This window comes from Clostridium sp. E02, assembly GCF_003833015.1.
Taxonomy (GTDB): Bacteria; Bacillota; Clostridia; order Lachnospirales; family Lachnospiraceae; genus Lacrimispora.
Genome location: NZ_RJLQ01000009.1, coordinates 100,319 through 117,086 on the forward strand (window position 1 = coordinate 100,319; position 16,768 = coordinate 117,086).

At 41.1% G+C, this 16,768-nt stretch carries 14 protein-coding genes; all 14 read right to left on the reverse strand.

All coding sequences use genetic code 11. The features are described 5' to 3' along the window. Positions 1-2: 2 nt before the first annotated feature. A complete protein-coding gene (locus EFT72_RS08460) occupies positions 3-254 on the reverse strand; it encodes a DUF4321 domain-containing protein (RefSeq protein ID WP_124066478.1) in 252 nt (83 codons plus the stop codon). 89 nt (positions 255-343) lie between these two features. Further along, the gene (locus EFT72_RS08465) at positions 344-1,624 is read right to left on the reverse strand and encodes a methionine gamma-lyase family protein (protein WP_124066479.1); all 1,281 of its coding nucleotides are present in this window, start codon (positions 1,622-1,624) and stop codon (positions 344-346) included. After that, positions 1,615-2,577: a tRNA (adenosine(37)-N6)-dimethylallyltransferase MiaA gene (miaA, locus tag EFT72_RS08470; protein ID WP_124066480.1), complete on the reverse strand. Its 963-nt coding sequence runs from the start codon at positions 2,575-2,577 to the stop codon at positions 1,615-1,617. Before miaA ends, EFT72_RS08465 begins: the two co-directional genes overlap by 10 nt. Further along, entirely contained in the window at positions 2,574-4,502 is a 1,929-nt protein-coding gene (gene mutL, locus EFT72_RS08475; protein ID WP_124066481.1) for a DNA mismatch repair endonuclease MutL, read from the reverse strand. The genes miaA and mutL overlap by 4 nt, the downstream gene beginning before the upstream one ends. An 18-nt stretch (positions 4,503-4,520) precedes the next feature. Continuing rightward, the gene (gene mutS, locus EFT72_RS08480) at positions 4,521-7,175 is read right to left on the reverse strand and encodes a DNA mismatch repair protein MutS (protein ID WP_124066482.1); all 2,655 of its coding nucleotides are present in this window, start codon (positions 7,173-7,175) and stop codon (positions 4,521-4,523) included. Positions 7,176-7,204: 29 nt separating this feature from the next. Next, positions 7,205-8,650, reverse strand: coding sequence for a tRNA (N6-isopentenyl adenosine(37)-C2)-methylthiotransferase MiaB (gene miaB, locus EFT72_RS08485; protein ID WP_124066483.1), 1,446 nt, complete (start codon positions 8,648-8,650; stop codon positions 7,205-7,207). A gap of 39 nt (positions 8,651-8,689) precedes the next feature. Then, complete coding sequence (gene abc-f, locus EFT72_RS08490) at positions 8,690-10,228, reverse strand: ribosomal protection-like ABC-F family protein (protein WP_124066484.1); 1,539 nt, start codon at positions 10,226-10,228, stop codon at positions 8,690-8,692. 327 nt (positions 10,229-10,555) lie between these two features. After that, positions 10,556-11,800 carry a glutamate-5-semialdehyde dehydrogenase gene (locus EFT72_RS08495; RefSeq protein ID WP_124066485.1) on the reverse strand — a complete coding sequence of 415 codons (1,245 nt, stop codon included), beginning with the start codon at positions 11,798-11,800 and terminating at the stop codon, positions 10,556-10,558. Between the two features lie 20 nt (positions 11,801-11,820). Next, positions 11,821-12,363: a 5-formyltetrahydrofolate cyclo-ligase gene (locus tag EFT72_RS08500; protein ID WP_124066486.1), complete on the reverse strand. Its 543-nt coding sequence runs from the start codon at positions 12,361-12,363 to the stop codon at positions 11,821-11,823. Continuing rightward, the gene (locus EFT72_RS08505) at positions 12,341-12,562 is read right to left on the reverse strand and encodes a DUF896 domain-containing protein (RefSeq protein WP_124066487.1); all 222 of its coding nucleotides are present in this window, start codon (positions 12,560-12,562) and stop codon (positions 12,341-12,343) included. The genes EFT72_RS08500 and EFT72_RS08505 overlap by 23 nt, the downstream gene beginning before the upstream one ends. A 10-nt stretch (positions 12,563-12,572) precedes the next feature. Continuing rightward, the gene (gene proB, locus EFT72_RS08510) at positions 12,573-13,436 is read right to left on the reverse strand and encodes a glutamate 5-kinase (RefSeq protein WP_124066544.1); all 864 of its coding nucleotides are present in this window, start codon (positions 13,434-13,436) and stop codon (positions 12,573-12,575) included. A gap of 70 nt (positions 13,437-13,506) precedes the next feature. Next, on the reverse strand, positions 13,507-15,096 hold the full coding sequence (locus EFT72_RS08515) for an FAD-dependent protein (protein ID WP_124066488.1): 1,590 nt from the start codon (positions 15,094-15,096) through the stop codon (positions 13,507-13,509). Continuing rightward, on the reverse strand, positions 15,093-16,313 hold the full coding sequence (locus tag EFT72_RS08520) for an NAD(P)/FAD-dependent oxidoreductase (RefSeq protein ID WP_124066489.1): 1,221 nt from the start codon (positions 16,311-16,313) through the stop codon (positions 15,093-15,095). The genes EFT72_RS08515 and EFT72_RS08520 overlap by 4 nt, the downstream gene beginning before the upstream one ends. A 60-nt stretch (positions 16,314-16,373) precedes the next feature. Then, positions 16,374-16,760, reverse strand: a complete 387-nt coding sequence (locus EFT72_RS08525; protein WP_124066490.1) for a hypothetical protein — start codon at positions 16,758-16,760, stop codon at positions 16,374-16,376. Positions 16,761-16,768: the final 8 nt, after the last annotated feature.

Here is a 16,768-nt window from a genome sequence, read left to right on the forward strand (position 1 = left end):
GATCAAATAAATCGATACGTTATGAGAGCTGCAGCAACCCCTATGATACCGGCCATCGTGATTTTAATATGAATGCCGAATGTTAGAACCAAAATCCCCAGGTTGACGACCAACGGGGTATCAAAGCCAAATGACTGTCCCTTATTTAACCAGGACAACCAGGCAATTCCACTGGTCAAATCTCCGACAAAACCTCCAATCACTACGCCAGCAAGCATAAGAAGAAGCAGTACCCAGCCATTTTTGTTTCTCATCTGTCAGCTACTCCTTTTTGATTCCTGGTAAGATTGTCCATACCTATCAAAATATTTTAGCATAGTTTTCCAATTGTGTACACCATTTTTTACAATTGGATGAAATCCGCTTCTAAAAGTTTTTGGACTGACTTTAAAATTCCAAGCTTTGCATGATACCAGGTAAGTCCTCCCTGAAAATAAACGGCATAAGGAGGTTTAATGGGTCCATCCGCACTTAATTCTATGGACGCTCCCTGCACAAAAGCACCTGCCGCCATAATAACTGGAGCATCATAACCAGGCATATCCCAAGGCTCTGGTGTAACAAAGCTATCCACAGGCGCGGCTGCCTGTATTCCTTTACAAAAAGCAATGACACCTTCTGGTTTTCCGAAGGTAATTGCCTGTATGATATCATGGCGGGACTCCGTTGCGTTTGGCACCACTGCAAAACCAAGTTTTTCATACAAATTAGCCGCATATACCGCTCCTTTTAAAGCACCAGCGACTACCGTTGGAGATAAAAACAATCCCTGAAAGAAAGCTTGATTTAGTCCCAGACTAGCCCCAACTTCCTTTCCAAGGCCAGGCGCAGTCAGCCGATAAGAAGCCCGGTCAATGCATTCTGTTGTACCTGCAATGTATCCGCCGATTGGAGCAAGTCCACCTCCTGGATTTTTAATCAGGGAACCTACAATCATATCAGCACCTACATCGGAAGGTTCGTTCCGTTCAACAAACTCCCCATAGCAGTTGTCTACCATACAGATTACGTCCGGCTTTATTTTTTTAGCAAAAGCGATTAATTCACCAATCTGGGAAACAGAAAAAGTGGGTCTGGTGTCATATCCTTTGGAACGTTGTATGGTAATCAGCTTTGTTTTTTCATTGATTGCTTTACCAATGGATTCATAATCAAACGTGCCATTCGAAAGCAGATCCACCTGCCGATAAACAACCCCATATTCTTTCAGGGATCCCACACTGTCACGGATTCCAATGACTTCTTCTAACGTGTCATAAGGTTTTCCGGCAGGGGATAGCAATTCATCTCCTGGGCGTAGATTTCCAGATAGTGCAATGGCAAGTGCATGGGTTCCGCTGATAAGATTGGGTCTTACAAGGGCGCTTTCTGTATGAAATACACTTGCATAGACATCTTCTAATGTATCACGGCCCAAATCGTTGTAGCCATATCCTGTGGTGGCTGCAAAGTGTATGTCACTGACCCGGTTATCTTGCATGGCTTTTATAACTTTCATTTGATTGAATTCAGCATTTGCATCAATTTCTTCAAACCGTTCCTTTAGAGATTCTTCCACATTCTTTCCATATTCAATCACAATGGGGCTGATTCCCAGACTTTCATACATTGCATTTATTTCCATTTCTTTTTCTCCATTCCGTATAAATCATTGATATCCAATAAGATCCGTTGCAATACCTTATCTTGACTATTATCATAATCTGGTAAATAAAGATTTCGAACTTCTCTCTCTCGTTTAAACCAGGTAATCTGCCGCTTTGCAAAATGTCTGGTATTCTGTTTCAGTTGTTCTACCGCTTCTTCAAGAGAACACGTTCCATTTAGGTAAGAAAGAATCTCTTTGTAGCCAATTCCCTGCATGGAAACCATATCTTTCGTACACCCCATTGCTTTTAATTCTTCCACCTCTGAAACAAGTCCCTGTAAAAGCATTTGATCTACCCGCTTATTTATTCGCTGATATAAAAAATCACGGTCTGTCTGAATTACATAATAGAGAAAGTCATAAGGAGATTCCTTTTGCCTTTCCCGTTTGTTATGTTCGGAGATCTTTTCTCCCGTCTGACGAAAATATTCAATCGCCCGAATCACTCGTTTCCGGTTATTTTGATGAATCTCTTTTGCAGAGACAGGATCAATTTTCTCAAGAATATCATGGAGATATTGGGAACCTTTTTCATCAAAAAGGCATTCTAATTCCTTTCGAATGGATGTATCTTCTCCCTGATCGGTAAAATCAATGTCGAAAATAAGTGCCTGAATATAGAATCCGGTGCCTCCAGTAACAATGGGAATATTTCCATTGGAATAGATCGTCTCTACCGCTTCCCTTGCCATCTTTTGAAACACAGTTACATTAAATTCCTCGCCAGGGTTCAGAACATCAATCAGATGGTGGGGAATTCCATCCATCTCTTCTTTTGTGATTTTAGCAGAGCCAATATCCATGTGCCGATACACCTGCATGGAGTCTGCACTTATAATCTCTCCCCCAATGGCTTTGGCCAGTCGGATGGAAAGGTCCGTCTTACCCACAGCGGTTGGTCCTGTTAAAATAATCAGTGGTTTCATCAAACAATCCTCTTAAATTTCTTTTCCAATTCGTATTTACTCATGGATATTATTGTGGGTCTGCCATGGGGACAGGCATAAGGGTTTTCAAGTTTCAAGAGTTGATCTATTAGTTCATTGGCTTCTGCAAAGGAAAGTGCATGACCGCCCTTAACGGCAGCTTTGCATGACATGGATGCGACTTTTTCGTAAATAATATCTGGGTTATGAACAGACGTTTCATCGGATAAGCCATCGATCATCTCAATCAATAAATCCTTTTTTGCAATGGAGAATAGATTAGCAGGAACCCCACGTACTGCATATTCTCGTCCTCCAAACGGCTCGATCTCAAATCCCATATCATGGAAATATACCAGATGACGTTCTAATAAAATCTCTTCATTGCGGTTTAAAGTGAGTATAATTGGTGGATTAACAAGCTGGGATGTGTACTCTCTGCTTTTAAGTGTTGCCATTGTTTTCTCATATAAAACTTTTTCATGCGCCGCATGTTGATCAATGATATAAAGATGCTCGTTAAATTCCACCAACCAATAGGTATCGAAAATTTGACCAATCAGCTTATGTTTTAAACGAGATTCTGGTTTTAGTAATTTCTCAACAAACAAATCCAGCTGTTCTGGTTTCTGTTCTGGTTTCACTTCTGCCAGCGGTGGCAATTCCATATTTATTTCCGGTTTCACGCTCTCCTCTTGCTTATGGTTTAACCAGTTCTCAGATAATGTGTCCTCTTCTTTTACCCGGTCAGCCGTGGCTTTATTTGGAACTATCAGCCGTTTGGGTACAGACAGGACAGGCATTGAATCCCGATCCTTTGCTGCCGCTTGCTGTTTCATTGCCATGAGCCGTTGTTTTTCAAATGGTTCTGGTAAAGAGTTTGACTCCTTTTGTCTTTTATCGTCCTTTCTCTTTTCCAGTTCCACTTCTGGAATTAGTTCTTTATGAGCAAGTGCACCAGAGATTGCATGGTAAACCATATGATAAACTTTTTCCCCATCTCGGAAACGCAGTTCCATCTTCGTGGGATGGACATTCACATCTAGCAGTTCCGGTTCAATTGTAAAATGCAGCATCGTAAATGGGTACTTATGTTGCATCATAAACGGCTTATAGGCTTCTTCAATTGCCCTGGATATTATACTGCTTTTGATAAAACGTCCGTTGATAAAATAATTTTCATAATTCCGGTTTCCTCTGGCAATCACTGGTTTCCCGATAAAACCTAAAATGGAGATTTCAGTTTTCTGCTCCTCCACCTTTAACAGATTGGAAGAAATCTCCCGTCCAAAAACGGTATAAATCATATCTTTTAAGTTGTGATTGCCGGAAGTATGGAGTTTATTCTGATTATTCTGAATAAAACGTATGGACACTTCTGGATGGGACAAAGCCAGTCTTTCTACAAGGTCTGCTACATGAGCGCCTTCTGTGGAAGGGGTTTTTAAGAAGTTTTTTCGGGCCGGTGTATTAAAAAATAAATTTCTGGCAATAAAAGTGGTTCCTTCCGGAGCTCCAATCTCTTCCAGGGAACGTTCCTCTCCACCTTCCATTTGGTATCGAATACCGGTAAGACCTATGCTTGTTTTTGTAATAAGTTCCACTTGGGAAACCGCAGCGATGCTTGCCAGTGCCTCTCCTCGAAATCCAAGAGAAGATACCGTAAACAAATCTTCCACGGATTTAATCTTACTTGTTGCATGACGCAGAAAAGCCAGAGGAACCTCTTCCTTTGTGATTCCACAGCCATTGTCTGTCACTCGTATAAAGGTGGTTCCCCCTTCTTTGATCTCTACGGTAATGGCAGTTGCCTTTGCATCAATCGCATTCTCTAACAACTCTTTTACAACAGAGGCAGGACGTTCAATCACTTCCCCTGCCGCTATTTTGTTGATGGTATTTTGATCTAGTACGGTTATATTCGCCATGGCACAAGCTCCTTTTTCCTATTGCCAGCGGTTTTTCAGTTTCGTCTGCAATCGGTATAATGTATTTAAGGCATCTATTGGAGTCATATTTCCAAGTTCCAAATCCCCCAGTTCCTTAATGATATCATCATCCTTAACGGTATCAAAAAGTGACATTTGCAGCAAATCAACCTCATCCGGTCTAGGAACAGACTTATGCTGTCCTTTACTTGCATTTCCTTCTGCAATTTCTTTGGCTTTAGCTGTAATATCTGCATCACTCAATTCTAATAATAACTGCTTGGCTCTAATAATAACTGAATCGGGAACACCTGCAAGTTTTGCTACTTGTATCCCATAGCTTTTATCCGCCCCGCCTCTTACAATTTTCCTTAGGAATACAATATCATCGCCTTGTTCTTTTACTGCGATACAATAATTATATACCCCACTAATCGTTCCTTCCAGTTCCGTCAATTCATGGTAATGAGTTGCAAAAAGAGTCTTTGCTCCCAGAAGCTTTAGACTGCTGATGTGCTCTACAACCGCCCAAGCAATGCTTAATCCGTCAAAGGTACTTGTACCTCGTCCAATCTCATCTAAAACAATGAGACTGTTCTTGGTGGCATTTCTTAATATATTAGCAACTTCTGTCATCTCAACCATGAATGTACTTTGTCCAGATGCCAGATCATCGGATGCACCAACGCGAGTAAAGATTCGATCACAAATCCCGATATTGGCATTATCTGCCGGGACAAAGCAACCGATCTGTGCCATCAAAACGATAAGAGCCGTCTGCCTCATATAGGTAGATTTACCTGCCATGTTGGGGCCAGTTATGATAGAAAGACGATTTTTCGTATTATCAAGATAGGTATCATTGGAAACGAACAAATCGTCTCGCAGCATTTTCTCTACCACTGGGTGCCGCCCATTTTTAATATCAATCATTCCCTTTTCATTGATCTCTGGTTTCACATAGTTGTTTTTAGTGGCAACCGAAGAAAGGGAAGTCAAAACATCGATCCCTGCTATGGCTCGGGCTGTCTGCTGGATCCGAAGTACTTCTCCTGCAACCCCATCTCGGACTTCATTAAATAACTGATATTCCAGGGAAAACAGCTTGTCCTCTGCCCCCATAATAATATCTTCCAATTCTTTTAGTTCATCCGTTGTATAACGTTCTGCATTGGCAAGAGTCTGTTTTCTCACAAAATACTCTGGTACCAGCTCTTTAAAGGAGTTGGTAACTTCAAAATAGTATCCAAATACTTTATTGAATTTTACTTTCAGATTCTTAATTCCGGTCTTTTCTTTCTCTCTAGATTCCAGTTGTGCCAGCCAGCTCTTTCCTTCTGTTTTGGCACTGCGGAGTTTGTCAGCCTCTTCATGAAATCCTTCTTTGATGATTCCGCCTTCTCGTATGGTAATAGGTGGATCCTCAAGGATGGCCCGATCAATGTAATCTTTAAGATCTTCCAGTGAATCTAATTTACCTTCAAGTTCCTTTAATAAATCAGAATTAAATTCTTTTAAAATGTTTTTTATGTATGGAAGCATTTCCAAAGAGTTTTTAAATGAAATCAAATCTCTTGGATTTGCTGTTTTGTAACTGATTCTTCCAATGATCCGCTCCAGGTCGTAGATTGGATTTAGATATTCACAAATCTCTTCTCTGGATATGTAATTCATATTTAATTCTTCAATGGCATCTTGACGTTTTATGATCTCATTCTTTTGAATCAACGGCTGTTCTATATAGGTTCGGAGCATTCTGGCTCCCATGGCAGTTTTGGTTTTATCCAGAACCCATAAAAGGCTGCCTCTTTTCTGCTTCTCCCTCAGTGTTTCCAAAAGTTCCAAGTTCCTTCTGGTGGAGGTATCAATGATCATATACTGCCCGGTGGAATAAGGGGTGATGGTCGTGATATGGGACAGGCTGTTTTTCTGAGTCTCATACATATACTCCATGACAGCTCCGGCAGCAATGACCCCGGTGTCATAATCCTCAAGACCAAGACCAGTCAGCGTTCCCACCTTATAGTGTTCTTTTAGAACTTTCCGGCAGGCTTCGTCGGAAAAGAAATGATGATCCAGAGATGAAACAACGGTATGATAACGGTGCTTTATTTCTTCAACATCTACTCCTGAAACATAAAATGCTTCGTTACAGATAATCTCTGATGGGGCAAATTTGTTGATCTCATCGGTTAATTCCCGTTCCGATTCTACCTGAGTTACTAAAAAATCCCCCGTACTAATATCGGTAACCGCAACTCCATAAGTTTCACCCAGATAAACAATCCCCATCAAGTAATTGTTTCTCGTCTCATCTAGAGCCTGGGCACTGGTTATGGTTCCTGGAGTTACGACCCGAATCACTTCTCTTTTCACCAGACCTTTTGCTTGCTTTGGATCTTCCATCTGTTCAGCAATAGCCACTTTGAACCCTTTTTGAACCAGCCGGTTTAAATAAGTTTCAATGGCATGATGAGGAACGCCGCACATAGGTGCCCGTTCCTCTAATCCACATTCTTTTCCAGTTAATGTAATTTCTAGTTCCCTTGATACGGTGACTGCATCTTCAAAGAACATCTCATAAAAGTCTCCCAGTCTGTATAATAAGATACAATCTGGATATTCTTTTTTCGTTTCTAAGTAATGGGCCATCATTGGAGATAATCCAGCCATGTTTATTTCTTCCCCTTTTCTTTCGTTTGTTATCTTAATGTTCCCATGTAATAGAAGCCTTTTGACTCATCCAAATACACATCTACAATCGTTCCGATCAGAGAGGGGTCTCCCTTAAAATGCACCGTCGTGTTATTGCTCATTCGTCCGGTCAGAAAACCTTCTGTATGTTCATTTATTTCTTCTACCAGAACTCGTTGAACTGTATGTTCTTCTCGTCCGCAAACTTCAGAAGATATCGTCTGTACCAGAGTAAGAAGACGGTCGAAACGATCCGTTATTTCTTCTTTTGATATCTGGTCTTCCATCTTTGCAGCCGGTGTCCCTGTTCGTTTGGAATAAATGAAAGTGAAAGCACTGTCAAATCGTACGCTTTGTACCACATCTAGTGTCTCTTTAAAGTCCTCTTCTGTTTCCCCTGGAAAACCAACGATAATATCGGTAGTCAGGGAGATATCTGGCATAGCAGTACGAATCTTATCCACTAATTCTAAATACTTTTCTTTTGTATAATTCCGATTCATGATCTTTAAGATCCGACTGCTTCCTGACTGCAAGGGCAAATGAAGGTGACGACATACTTTATCTGAATTTTTCATTGCCTCAATCAATTCATCCGACAAATCCTTTGGATGAGACGTCATGAAACGAATTCGTTCCAGCCCTTTTATCTCATTCACCATGGTAAGCAGTTTAGCAAAACTAACTGGTTCCTCCAGTGTCTTTCCATACGAATTGACATTTTGTCCTAACAGCATGATCTCCCGGACACCGTCCTTAACCAGACCTTCGATTTCATTAATAATATCCTTCGCGCTTCGGCTTCGTTCCCTGCCTCTTACATAAGGAACAATACAATAACTACAAAAATTATTGCACCCATACATAATATTAACCCCTGATTTAAAAGAATATTTCCGCTCGGCGGGAAGATCTTCAACCACACGGTCGGTACCGTTCCAGATATCGACAACCATATTCTTTTCATCCAGACGTTCTGCCAACAATTCTGCAAGTTTAAAAATGTTATGAGTTCCAAATATAATATCTACAAAACGGTAACTTTTTTTTATCTTTGCAACCACTTCCTCTTCCTGCATCATACATCCGCAAAGAGCGATCATCATGTGTGGGTTTTTCTTTTTCAAACTATTTAAATGACCAAGACGTCCATAGACTCTTTGATTGGCATTTTCTCTTACCGTGCAGGTATTATAAAGAACGAAATCGGCCTCTTCCGTATCGGTTTCCACAAACCCTACCGTTTCTAAGATTCCCTGTAGTTTTTCCGAATCCCTGGTATTCATCTGACAGCCAAACGTAGCGATGTGAAAGGTAAAGGACTCCTTACCAGCAATTTCTTTTCTTTTGTTTAAAATTTCACGACAGCGGTCCATAAAAAAATACTGTCTGGCAGGTTCATCCAAAGGGGCATATTGTAAAGCTTCCTTGTAAGTCATATTGATGTTATTCATTTGTTTAACCTCTTGTTTCTCTTCGATTTCCCCATTATATCATAAATCGTTTTTATTGCAAACACCTAAATAGGACGATTCAACCTGAAAAACAGACGTATTTGTATGCGCTTTAAAAGTCTCATCATGTTCCACCAGTAGCAGGGTTGGCTTAAATTCCAAGATTAATTTTTCAATCTGAATTCTCGAATAAACATCGATAAAGTTAAGAGGTTCATCCCAAATATATAAGTGTGCCTGCTCGCAAAGACTTCTGGCAATCAAAACTTTCTTTTTCTGTCCTTCGCTGTAAGTTTCTAAGGGCTTTGCAAATTGTTCCCTGGAAAAATCTAGTTTACGAAGCAGTGTTTTAAATAAAGTATCATCCACTCCGGCTGTCGCACCATATTCTGTTAAGTCTCCCTTTAAAAACGAGGTATCCTGAGAAACGTAAGATACGGTGAGCCCTTTTGCCACTTCTATCATTCCTTCATAAGAAATGGAAGGGGTATTATATCGCTCATTTAAGATCAGCTTAATGATACTAGACTTTCCGCAGCCATTTTTTCCTTGCAAAAATATGCGGTCTCCCTCTTTTAATATCAAATTAACCGGCTTGCAAACAGGATGATCGTAAATAGGAACCAGATCTTTTAAAGTCAAGTACCTTTGGGAATGATGTTTTAGAGGGAACAACTTTAAAGAATCGGCGGATTCAACATTCTTTAACAGTGTTTTTTTCTCTTCAATCGCCTGGTTCTGTCGCTTTTCTAAATTTTTTCGTCTCTTTTGCATCCGTCTTGATTTCTCCCCCACAAACGCACGGGTATCAATGGATTTTTCGTAAATCATTGATTTTTTACCAATTTTTGTAGACTCCACCTGATCGGCCCATTCCCCTGACTGTCTGGCTGCCGACTCCAAGCGATGAATGCTTTTTTTCAGCCGTTCTTGTTCGGTTCGTTCAAAATGCTCTTGTTTCTGACGGTTTTCATGCCAAGAAGAAAAATTCCCCTTTTGGACTTCTAGATCCGTCTTATTTATGGATAATATATGATCGACCGCACCATCTAAAAACGTTCGGTCGTGGGAAACCAGGATAAATCCCTTTTTGCCGTTTAGATACTTGCTTACCAATTCTCTGCCTTCCTGATCGAGATGATTGGTTGGTTCATCAATCAAAAGAAAGCAATTTTCCTTTAAAAACAGAGCCGCCAGTAGAACTTTAGTCCTTTCCCCATTGGATAATGTATCAAATGGGCGGTTAAGTACCTCTTCTTCCACCTGTAATTTCGATAATTCTCGCTTTAATTCCCATTGTTCATAGGAAGGGAGCAAGGAGTTAACGACCTCATATGTTATCTCTTCCTCATGGATCACTGGAAATGGAAAATATTCAAATTCCACATCGCAGATGATTTTCCCTGTGTACTCTAATTTCTTTTGAAGAAGGTTTAAGAAGGTTGTTTTCCCTCTTCCATTTCTACCAATAAAGCCAAGCTTCCAGTCTGTATCAATCTGAAACGTCACACGTTCAAATACCGGTTCACTGCTTCCCTCATAGGTAAATGACAAATCTTTTACTTGTATCATCGACATAAATAACCTCCATTTCTTCAGAAATACCACATTCTGAATCAGAAGTTTTTCATCTGATCTTGCAGACAAAAAACAGCTGCAAGAATCTTATTCTCACAGCCGCATGCAACAAAAACAGCCTTGGGGCTGTTTGCTGCTTCTTTTATTCAAAAACAAAAGAGGGGTACGAGAATGAATTAAGATCCTTGCAAAACATGCACAAGAAAGGATACCATGTATCCCAGTTCTATCATGCAGTTACTTTAGCAAGAAATCATCAATTCATTCTTTCACCCCTCTCAAAATTAATCTAGTTAAATTTTAACATACCCATAATTGAAAGTCAAGCTATGGACGGATCTGGCCAGATCCATAAATAATATACTTGGTGGTTGTTAATTCTTTTAAACCCATCGGCCCTCTGGCATGAAGCTTTTGTGTGCTGATGCCAATCTCTGCTCCAAATCCAAATTCATATCCATCGGTAAACCGGGTGGATGCGTTCACGTAAACTGCTGCTGCCTCTATCTCGTTTAAGAACTTTTGTGCATTGGCATAATCCGAAGTTATAATGGCTTCTGAATGTTTCGTGTTGTAACGATTGATGTGGGTAATGGCTTCTTCGATGGAAGTAACTAATTTTAGGGAGAGTATCAAGTCCAGATATTCTTTTCCCCAGTCCTCTTCCGTTGCTGGAATAAAACCATCAACCATAGCACAGGATTCTTCATCTGCCCGTATTTCTACAGATTTAGGGGAAAGCTTTTCTTTTAATAGAGGAAGGAACTTAGATGCGATATTCCGGTGAATCACCAATGACTCACAAGCATTACACACTCCAGTTCTTTGTGTTTTTGCATTCAGTATTATATCCAGTGCCATCTCAAAATCTGCTGATTCGTCTACAAAAATGTGACAATTCCCAGTTCCTGTCTCAATCACCGGAATGGTACTATTTTCTACTACCGTTTTAATTAATCCAGCACCTCCGCGAGGAATTAAAACATCCACATAATCCCGAAAACGCATAAACTCTCTTGTCACTTTCCTGCTTGTATCCGTAATCAGCTGAATGGCATATTCTGGTAAGCCGGCATCCTTTAGTCCCATCTGGATCCACTTTACGATAGCCTTATTGGATTCCAGTGCATCGCTTCCCCCTTTTAATATAACTGCATTGCCTGACTTAAAACACAGACCGAAAGCATCTGCGGTTACATTGGGTCTGGCTTCATAAATAATACCCACCACTCCCATGGGAACCCGCTTTTGGCCGATGGTAAGTCCGTTGGGGCGGACTTTCATCGATACGACCTCTCCAACCGGGTCTTCCAGTGCAGCCACGGATAATAGTCCTTCCGCCATCGCTTTGATCCGTTCCTTGGTCAGTTTCAATCGATCCACAAGGGAAGGACTCATTCCGTTATTCATTGCACCTCGTACATCCACTTCATTGGCAGAAAGGATTTCACCAACACCTTCTAGCAGAGAGGCTGCGGCGGCTTTCAATCCCAGATTTTTTTTATCTGAGCTTAGGGTTCCCATAATTCCGGTCATTTCTTTTGCATGTTTCCCCATTTCCAATATAGTCATAAAAGATTCCTCCGTCCTGTCTATGGAATAATAACCCGATCCACTGGTACATCATGAGAATTGGCTTTAATTTGTTCCATTATTTGAAATTCATAGGCAATAGCAATCCGGTAATGATCCGGTTCCCGCTGAAAGAAACGATCATAATATCCACCTCCATACCCAATCCGGTTTCCCTCATGATCAAAAGCCAGACCCGGAACAATCACTGGAGCATTGGGATCATGAACTTTTAAACAAGATGCCTTCGGTTCCATGATACCCATAACGCCTTCTTCCAGATCCATCTTCCCAGATATGATATAAAATTCTAATTCTTTCCCTGTCACTTTGGGTATTGCCACGAATTTCTCTTGCCGGATCAGTTCCTCCATGAATTTCCAGGTACCTGCTTCCTTATGGAAAGATGCATAACAATAGATACAAAATGCCTTACGGATCTCCGATAGTTCTAACAGTTTGCTGCATATAGATACATTCCACAATAACTCCGTAGTAGAATCCACGGCTTTACGCTCTTTTTTGATCCCTGCCCGGATCTTATTCTTCTCCGACATTTCCATGTTTTTTTCCAAGGTCTGTTATTGAGCCATCTTCTTCCTTTATGGAAATGTTGTCTAAATTTCCTCTTAAGCTGCTTCGTATGGACATGATGTATTCATTTCTCAATAATTTCTGTTCTTCTTTCTCTTCTTCTGTGAGTCCGGTTGCTTTCGCTTTGTGATAAAGTGTATTGATTCTGTCTATTTTATCCTGATTCATGAAATTCTCCTTAATACTCGTGATTAATATAGTCCATCAGATCAAAATCCTGATTTGGATGAGCCAAAAATAAAGTACCTATTTCAACTCCTTTTAAAATCTGATCAATGACTTCTACTTGTTTCCCATTTGCTACAATCATATCAGAGCCACTGTCTGTCGCAATCCGGGCTGCGGCCAGTTTCGCAGCCATCCCACCAGTTCCCACATCGCTTCCTGACGTGGATTTTCCCATCTCCATAAGTGCTGGTGTAATCTGTCTGACTAAATTAATGAATTGGGCATCTGGATTACATCTAGGATCATCGGAATAAAGGCCATCAATATCTGATAACAGAATCAATAGGTCTGCACCGATTAATGCAGCAACAATGGCAGAAAGGCGGTCGTTGTCGCCAAAATAATCCACCAAAGGAATCTCAAACGTGGAAACGGTATCGTTTTCATTGACAATGGGTATGGTCCCTAGTTTTAAAAGCTCATCAAATGTGTTCTGGGCATTGAAACGGCTGATCTCTTTCACCATGGTGTTTTTCGTCAAAAGGACCTGGGCAGCGATTTGATTGTATTCTGCAAAAAGTTTCTGATATACCATCATCAATCTAGCCTGCCCTACGGCAGCAAATGCTTGTTTTTCAGAGAGAGTATCTGGTCTTTTGTGCCGTCCAAGAGCCTGTCTCCCAGCTGCAATCGCACCAGAAGATACGAGTACTACATCCTTACCCTGTGCCTTTAAATCACAGATCACACGAACCAGGCGTTCCATCTTGATTAGATTTAAATCACCGGTATGAGTATGGGTTAAGGATGAAGAACCAATTTTTATTACAATTCTTTTTTTGTTTTTTAATTTTGCTCGTTCCTCAACGTACATATTCTTCATTCGCTTTCTGATTTCTTTTGTTTCATATCTTACATCATTTTATGCAATTCGTCAATTTAGATTAAAACTTATGATAACGGGAAGCAATGGCCTCCGCAACTTTCAGTCCATCCATTGCAGCGGAAGTGATCCCTCCAGCGTAACCAGCGCCTTCTCCACAGGGATACACCCCTTTCATATGGCTTTCAAAATTATCGTCTCTTAGAATGCGCACCGGGGAAGAAGTTCTGCTTTCCACACCAGCCAAAATTGCGTCCGGTGCGTTGAACCCATTAATTTTTCGTGCAAACGTCTCTACCCCTTCTAGGATGGAATCCGATAAGCAGCTAGGAAGAATACTTCTTAAATCCGAGAATTCATAAAGGCCTTTTATCTGTGGCTGTATGCTGCCAAAGCTTTTGGATTGTTGGTTTTTCTTGAAATCACCATAAAGCTGTACTGGTATTTTTCCATTTCCACATTGATAAGCAGCTTCTTCCAGCTTTCTTTGATACGCAATTCCCGATAAGGGAGAACTGTCTCCAAAATCTTCAGGAGTCACTGTAACGATTAAGGCACTGTTTGCATTCACTCCAGCTCGGTCATGATAGCTCATTCCATTGATCGCCAGACGTCCTTTCTCAGAAGAAGCATTCACTACATAGCCGCCAGGACACATACAAAAAGTATAGATCCCTCTTCCGTTGCTGCTTTTATGCGTCAATTTATAATCTGCCGCCCCTAAAATCTTTGATTTCTTACACCCGTATTGAGATAGATTGATCGCTTCTTGTGGATGCTGTATCCTAAGCCCTACGGCGAATGGCTTGGCTTCCATCGGAAATCCTCTCTGTTCTAAAACTTCAAAGGTATCCCGCGCACTGTGTCCGACAGCCAAGACCAATACATCCGCTGGGATTTCTTCTGCATCATTAACCTTGACGGCACTTAAGGAACCGTCTTTGATGACAAAATCTGTAACCTGAGCGTTAAAACGAACTTCACCCCCAAGACGGTTGATCTCTAACCTCATATTTTTCACAATGTCACTTAAAACGTCAGTCCCGATGTGAGGCTTATTCTTATAAAGAATCGAAGGATCCGCCCCAAATTCAATAAATAATTCCAAAACTTTTCTGCTTCTCAAAAATGGATCCTTAACCAGCGTATTTAATTTCCCATCTGAAAAAGTCCCGGCTCCGCCTTCTCCAAACTGAACATTGCTCTGAGGGTTTACTTCCCCTCCATTCCAAAAAGATTCAACCGATTTTTGTCGTTTGTCTACCGATTCCCCGCGTTCTAATATAAGGGGACGATATCCATTGCGCGCTAACATCACACCGCAAAAAAGGCCTGCGGGACCAGAACCTATGATAACCGGCCGGTTTTTCATCGACTCGTATCCAATTTTAGGAAAGTGGTATCCTTTTTTTACTGTCTTTAATACATTTGCATTCTTTGCCCTATGTATCACGGTTTCTTCTTTTTGTGTTTTTGCATCGATGCTGTAAGTAAAATGAATCTCATCTTTTTTCCGGGCATCTACGGATTGTTTTATAATTTTAATAGATTGTATTTCTTTTACAGGTATTCTTAATAATTTCGCTGCTTGGTTTAATAAATCTTCTTCGGTGTGATCCACCGGTAATTTTAACTGATTAATTCGTATCATATTTTCCTTCTTCCTGCATGAATCCCGGCTGATTTCCCACTCGCCCATGCCCACTGTAAATTGTAACCTCCACAAATTCCATCAACATCAAGAATTTCCCCTGCCAGATAAAGACCGGGAATCCGCTTTGATTCCATGGTGTGAGGATCTACTTCTCTTGTATCAATTCCTCCGCTGCATACTTGACATTGTAAAAAAGAATTGGTTTCTGTAACCACGGTTTGCAATCCTTTCATCGCATCCACCAGCCTTTTTATGTTTTCTGTTGGAATCTCCTTACTTTTATTCATTTTAACAATTCCAGCTTCTTTTAATAAAATATTTCCCAGCTTTTCATGGATCACCCCATGAAGGAACTCTTTGGCAGACCGGTAAGAGAACTGCTGTTTCCGGTCAAATAAAAACCGTTCCATACAATCCCGATCCATAGCAGAAAACAAGTCAATCTCTGCTCTAACTTTTGCCCCTGCGTCCAATCCCTTTGCTGCAAACCGGCTGATCTGAAAAACCGGAATTCCAGAGATTCCATAATCCGTAAACTGGAGTTCTCCCTGGTCTTTTGCAACCTGTTTTCCGTCTATGTACAGACTGACACAAGCTTCCGTCCGAACTCCGGCAGCCTGGGAATACCATGGTTCCTTGCACCGAAGCTGTACCAGTGCTGGCAGAGGTTTAATGATACGGTGCCCCATAGACTTTGCCAATTGATACCCGCTTCCATCTGAACCAGTTTTTGGAGCCGCCATAGAACCAGCCGCCAGAATTACGCCATCCGCCCGATACGATCCCTTTGTTGTCTGAACGGTTAAATCTTTTTTTATGGATTCAACTTCGCAATCTGTTACTGTCTTTACACCCAGATGCCCCAGCTCAAATAACAGGGATTCCAATACTGTAACTGCTTGTCCGGAGTAAGGATAGACATACCCATTTCGATTGGTAAGTACCATTCCAAGTTCACGAAAAAATTCTAGCGTTTGTTCCGTTGAAAACTGATCCAGTACTGTTTTTATGAAATCCGGGTTTCCGCCACGATAGGCGCCTTTTGGTGTCATCAGATTCGTGATGTTGCATTTTCCATTTCCGGTAGAAAGCAGCTTTTTCCCTGGTTTTGGCTTGTGTTCCAATAGAGTCACACAAGCCCCCTGTCTGGCTGCGAATATAGCTGCAGTCAGACCAGAAGCTCCTGCCCCTACTACGATTACCTGCGATCTCATGTTGTCCTCCTGTGTCTATTCTCAGACCTATTCATCACGGTCTGCCTCTTTTTATTGATTTTAACTTGTATAAGATTCTAGGTAATTGAATACCTCGATCATGGAAGAAAACCATATCCCATCCATTAACTTCCCCCGCTCTTCCTCTGGAAAATCGGTTACTGGCATATGGGTATAAAGACATATGGTTGTTTTATCCTGATAGAGGACGAGTAGATATCCGTCCTCTGAGACAAGATAATATTTTTCTTTCTCCTTCGCATTTGCAGGTTTAACGTCTTGCTGATTAATCACGATCTGTGCTTCTGTCACAGTTTCTGTTTCAATGGTCGCCCCAGGCACGGCCTCTTCCGGCCGGACGCTGTCCTTTGTAATGGCAAACCCAATTCCTAAACAGATTGCAGATGCCGCAACGAACAAAAGAAAGCAGAACATATACTTCTTCATGAGATGAT

Bases quoted from the DNA above. Each gene is read 5' to 3' on its own strand.
- EFT72_RS08465 (WP_124066479.1), bottom strand. From the start codon at position 1,624: ATGGAAATAAATGCAATGTATGAAAGTCTGGGAATCAGCCCCATTGTG.
- EFT72_RS08500 (WP_124066486.1), bottom strand. From the start codon at position 12,363: ATGGAAATGTCGGAGAAGAATAAGATCCGGGCAGGGATCAAAAAAGAG.
- EFT72_RS08515 (WP_124066488.1), bottom strand. From the start codon at position 15,096: ATGATACGAATTAATCAGTTAAAATTACCGGTGGATCACACCGAAGAA.
- abc-f (WP_124066484.1), bottom strand. From the start codon at position 10,228: ATGTCGATGATACAAGTAAAAGATTTGTCATTTACCTATGAGGGAAGC.
- EFT72_RS08525 (WP_124066490.1), bottom strand. From the start codon at position 16,760: ATGAAGAAGTATATGTTCTGCTTTCTTTTGTTCGTTGCGGCATCTGCA.
- mutL (WP_124066481.1), bottom strand. From the start codon at position 4,502: ATGGCGAATATAACCGTACTAGATCAAAATACCATCAACAAAATAGCG.
- EFT72_RS08495 (WP_124066485.1), bottom strand. From the start codon at position 11,800: ATGACTATATTGGAAATGGGGAAACATGCAAAAGAAATGACCGGAATT.
- mutS (WP_124066482.1), bottom strand. From the start codon at position 7,175: ATGGCTGGATTATCTCCAATGATGGCCCATTACTTAGAAACGAAAAAA.
- EFT72_RS08505 (WP_124066487.1), bottom strand. From the start codon at position 12,562: ATGAATCAGGATAAAATAGACAGAATCAATACACTTTATCACAAAGCG.
- EFT72_RS08520 (WP_124066489.1), bottom strand. From the start codon at position 16,313: ATGAGATCGCAGGTAATCGTAGTAGGGGCAGGAGCTTCTGGTCTGACT.
- EFT72_RS08460 (WP_124066478.1), bottom strand. From the start codon at position 254: ATGAGAAACAAAAATGGCTGGGTACTGCTTCTTCTTATGCTTGCTGGC.
- miaB (WP_124066483.1), bottom strand. From the start codon at position 8,650: ATGAATAACATCAATATGACTTACAAGGAAGCTTTACAATATGCCCCT.
- proB (WP_124066544.1), bottom strand. From the start codon at position 13,436: ATGTACGTTGAGGAACGAGCAAAATTAAAAAACAAAAAAAGAATTGTA.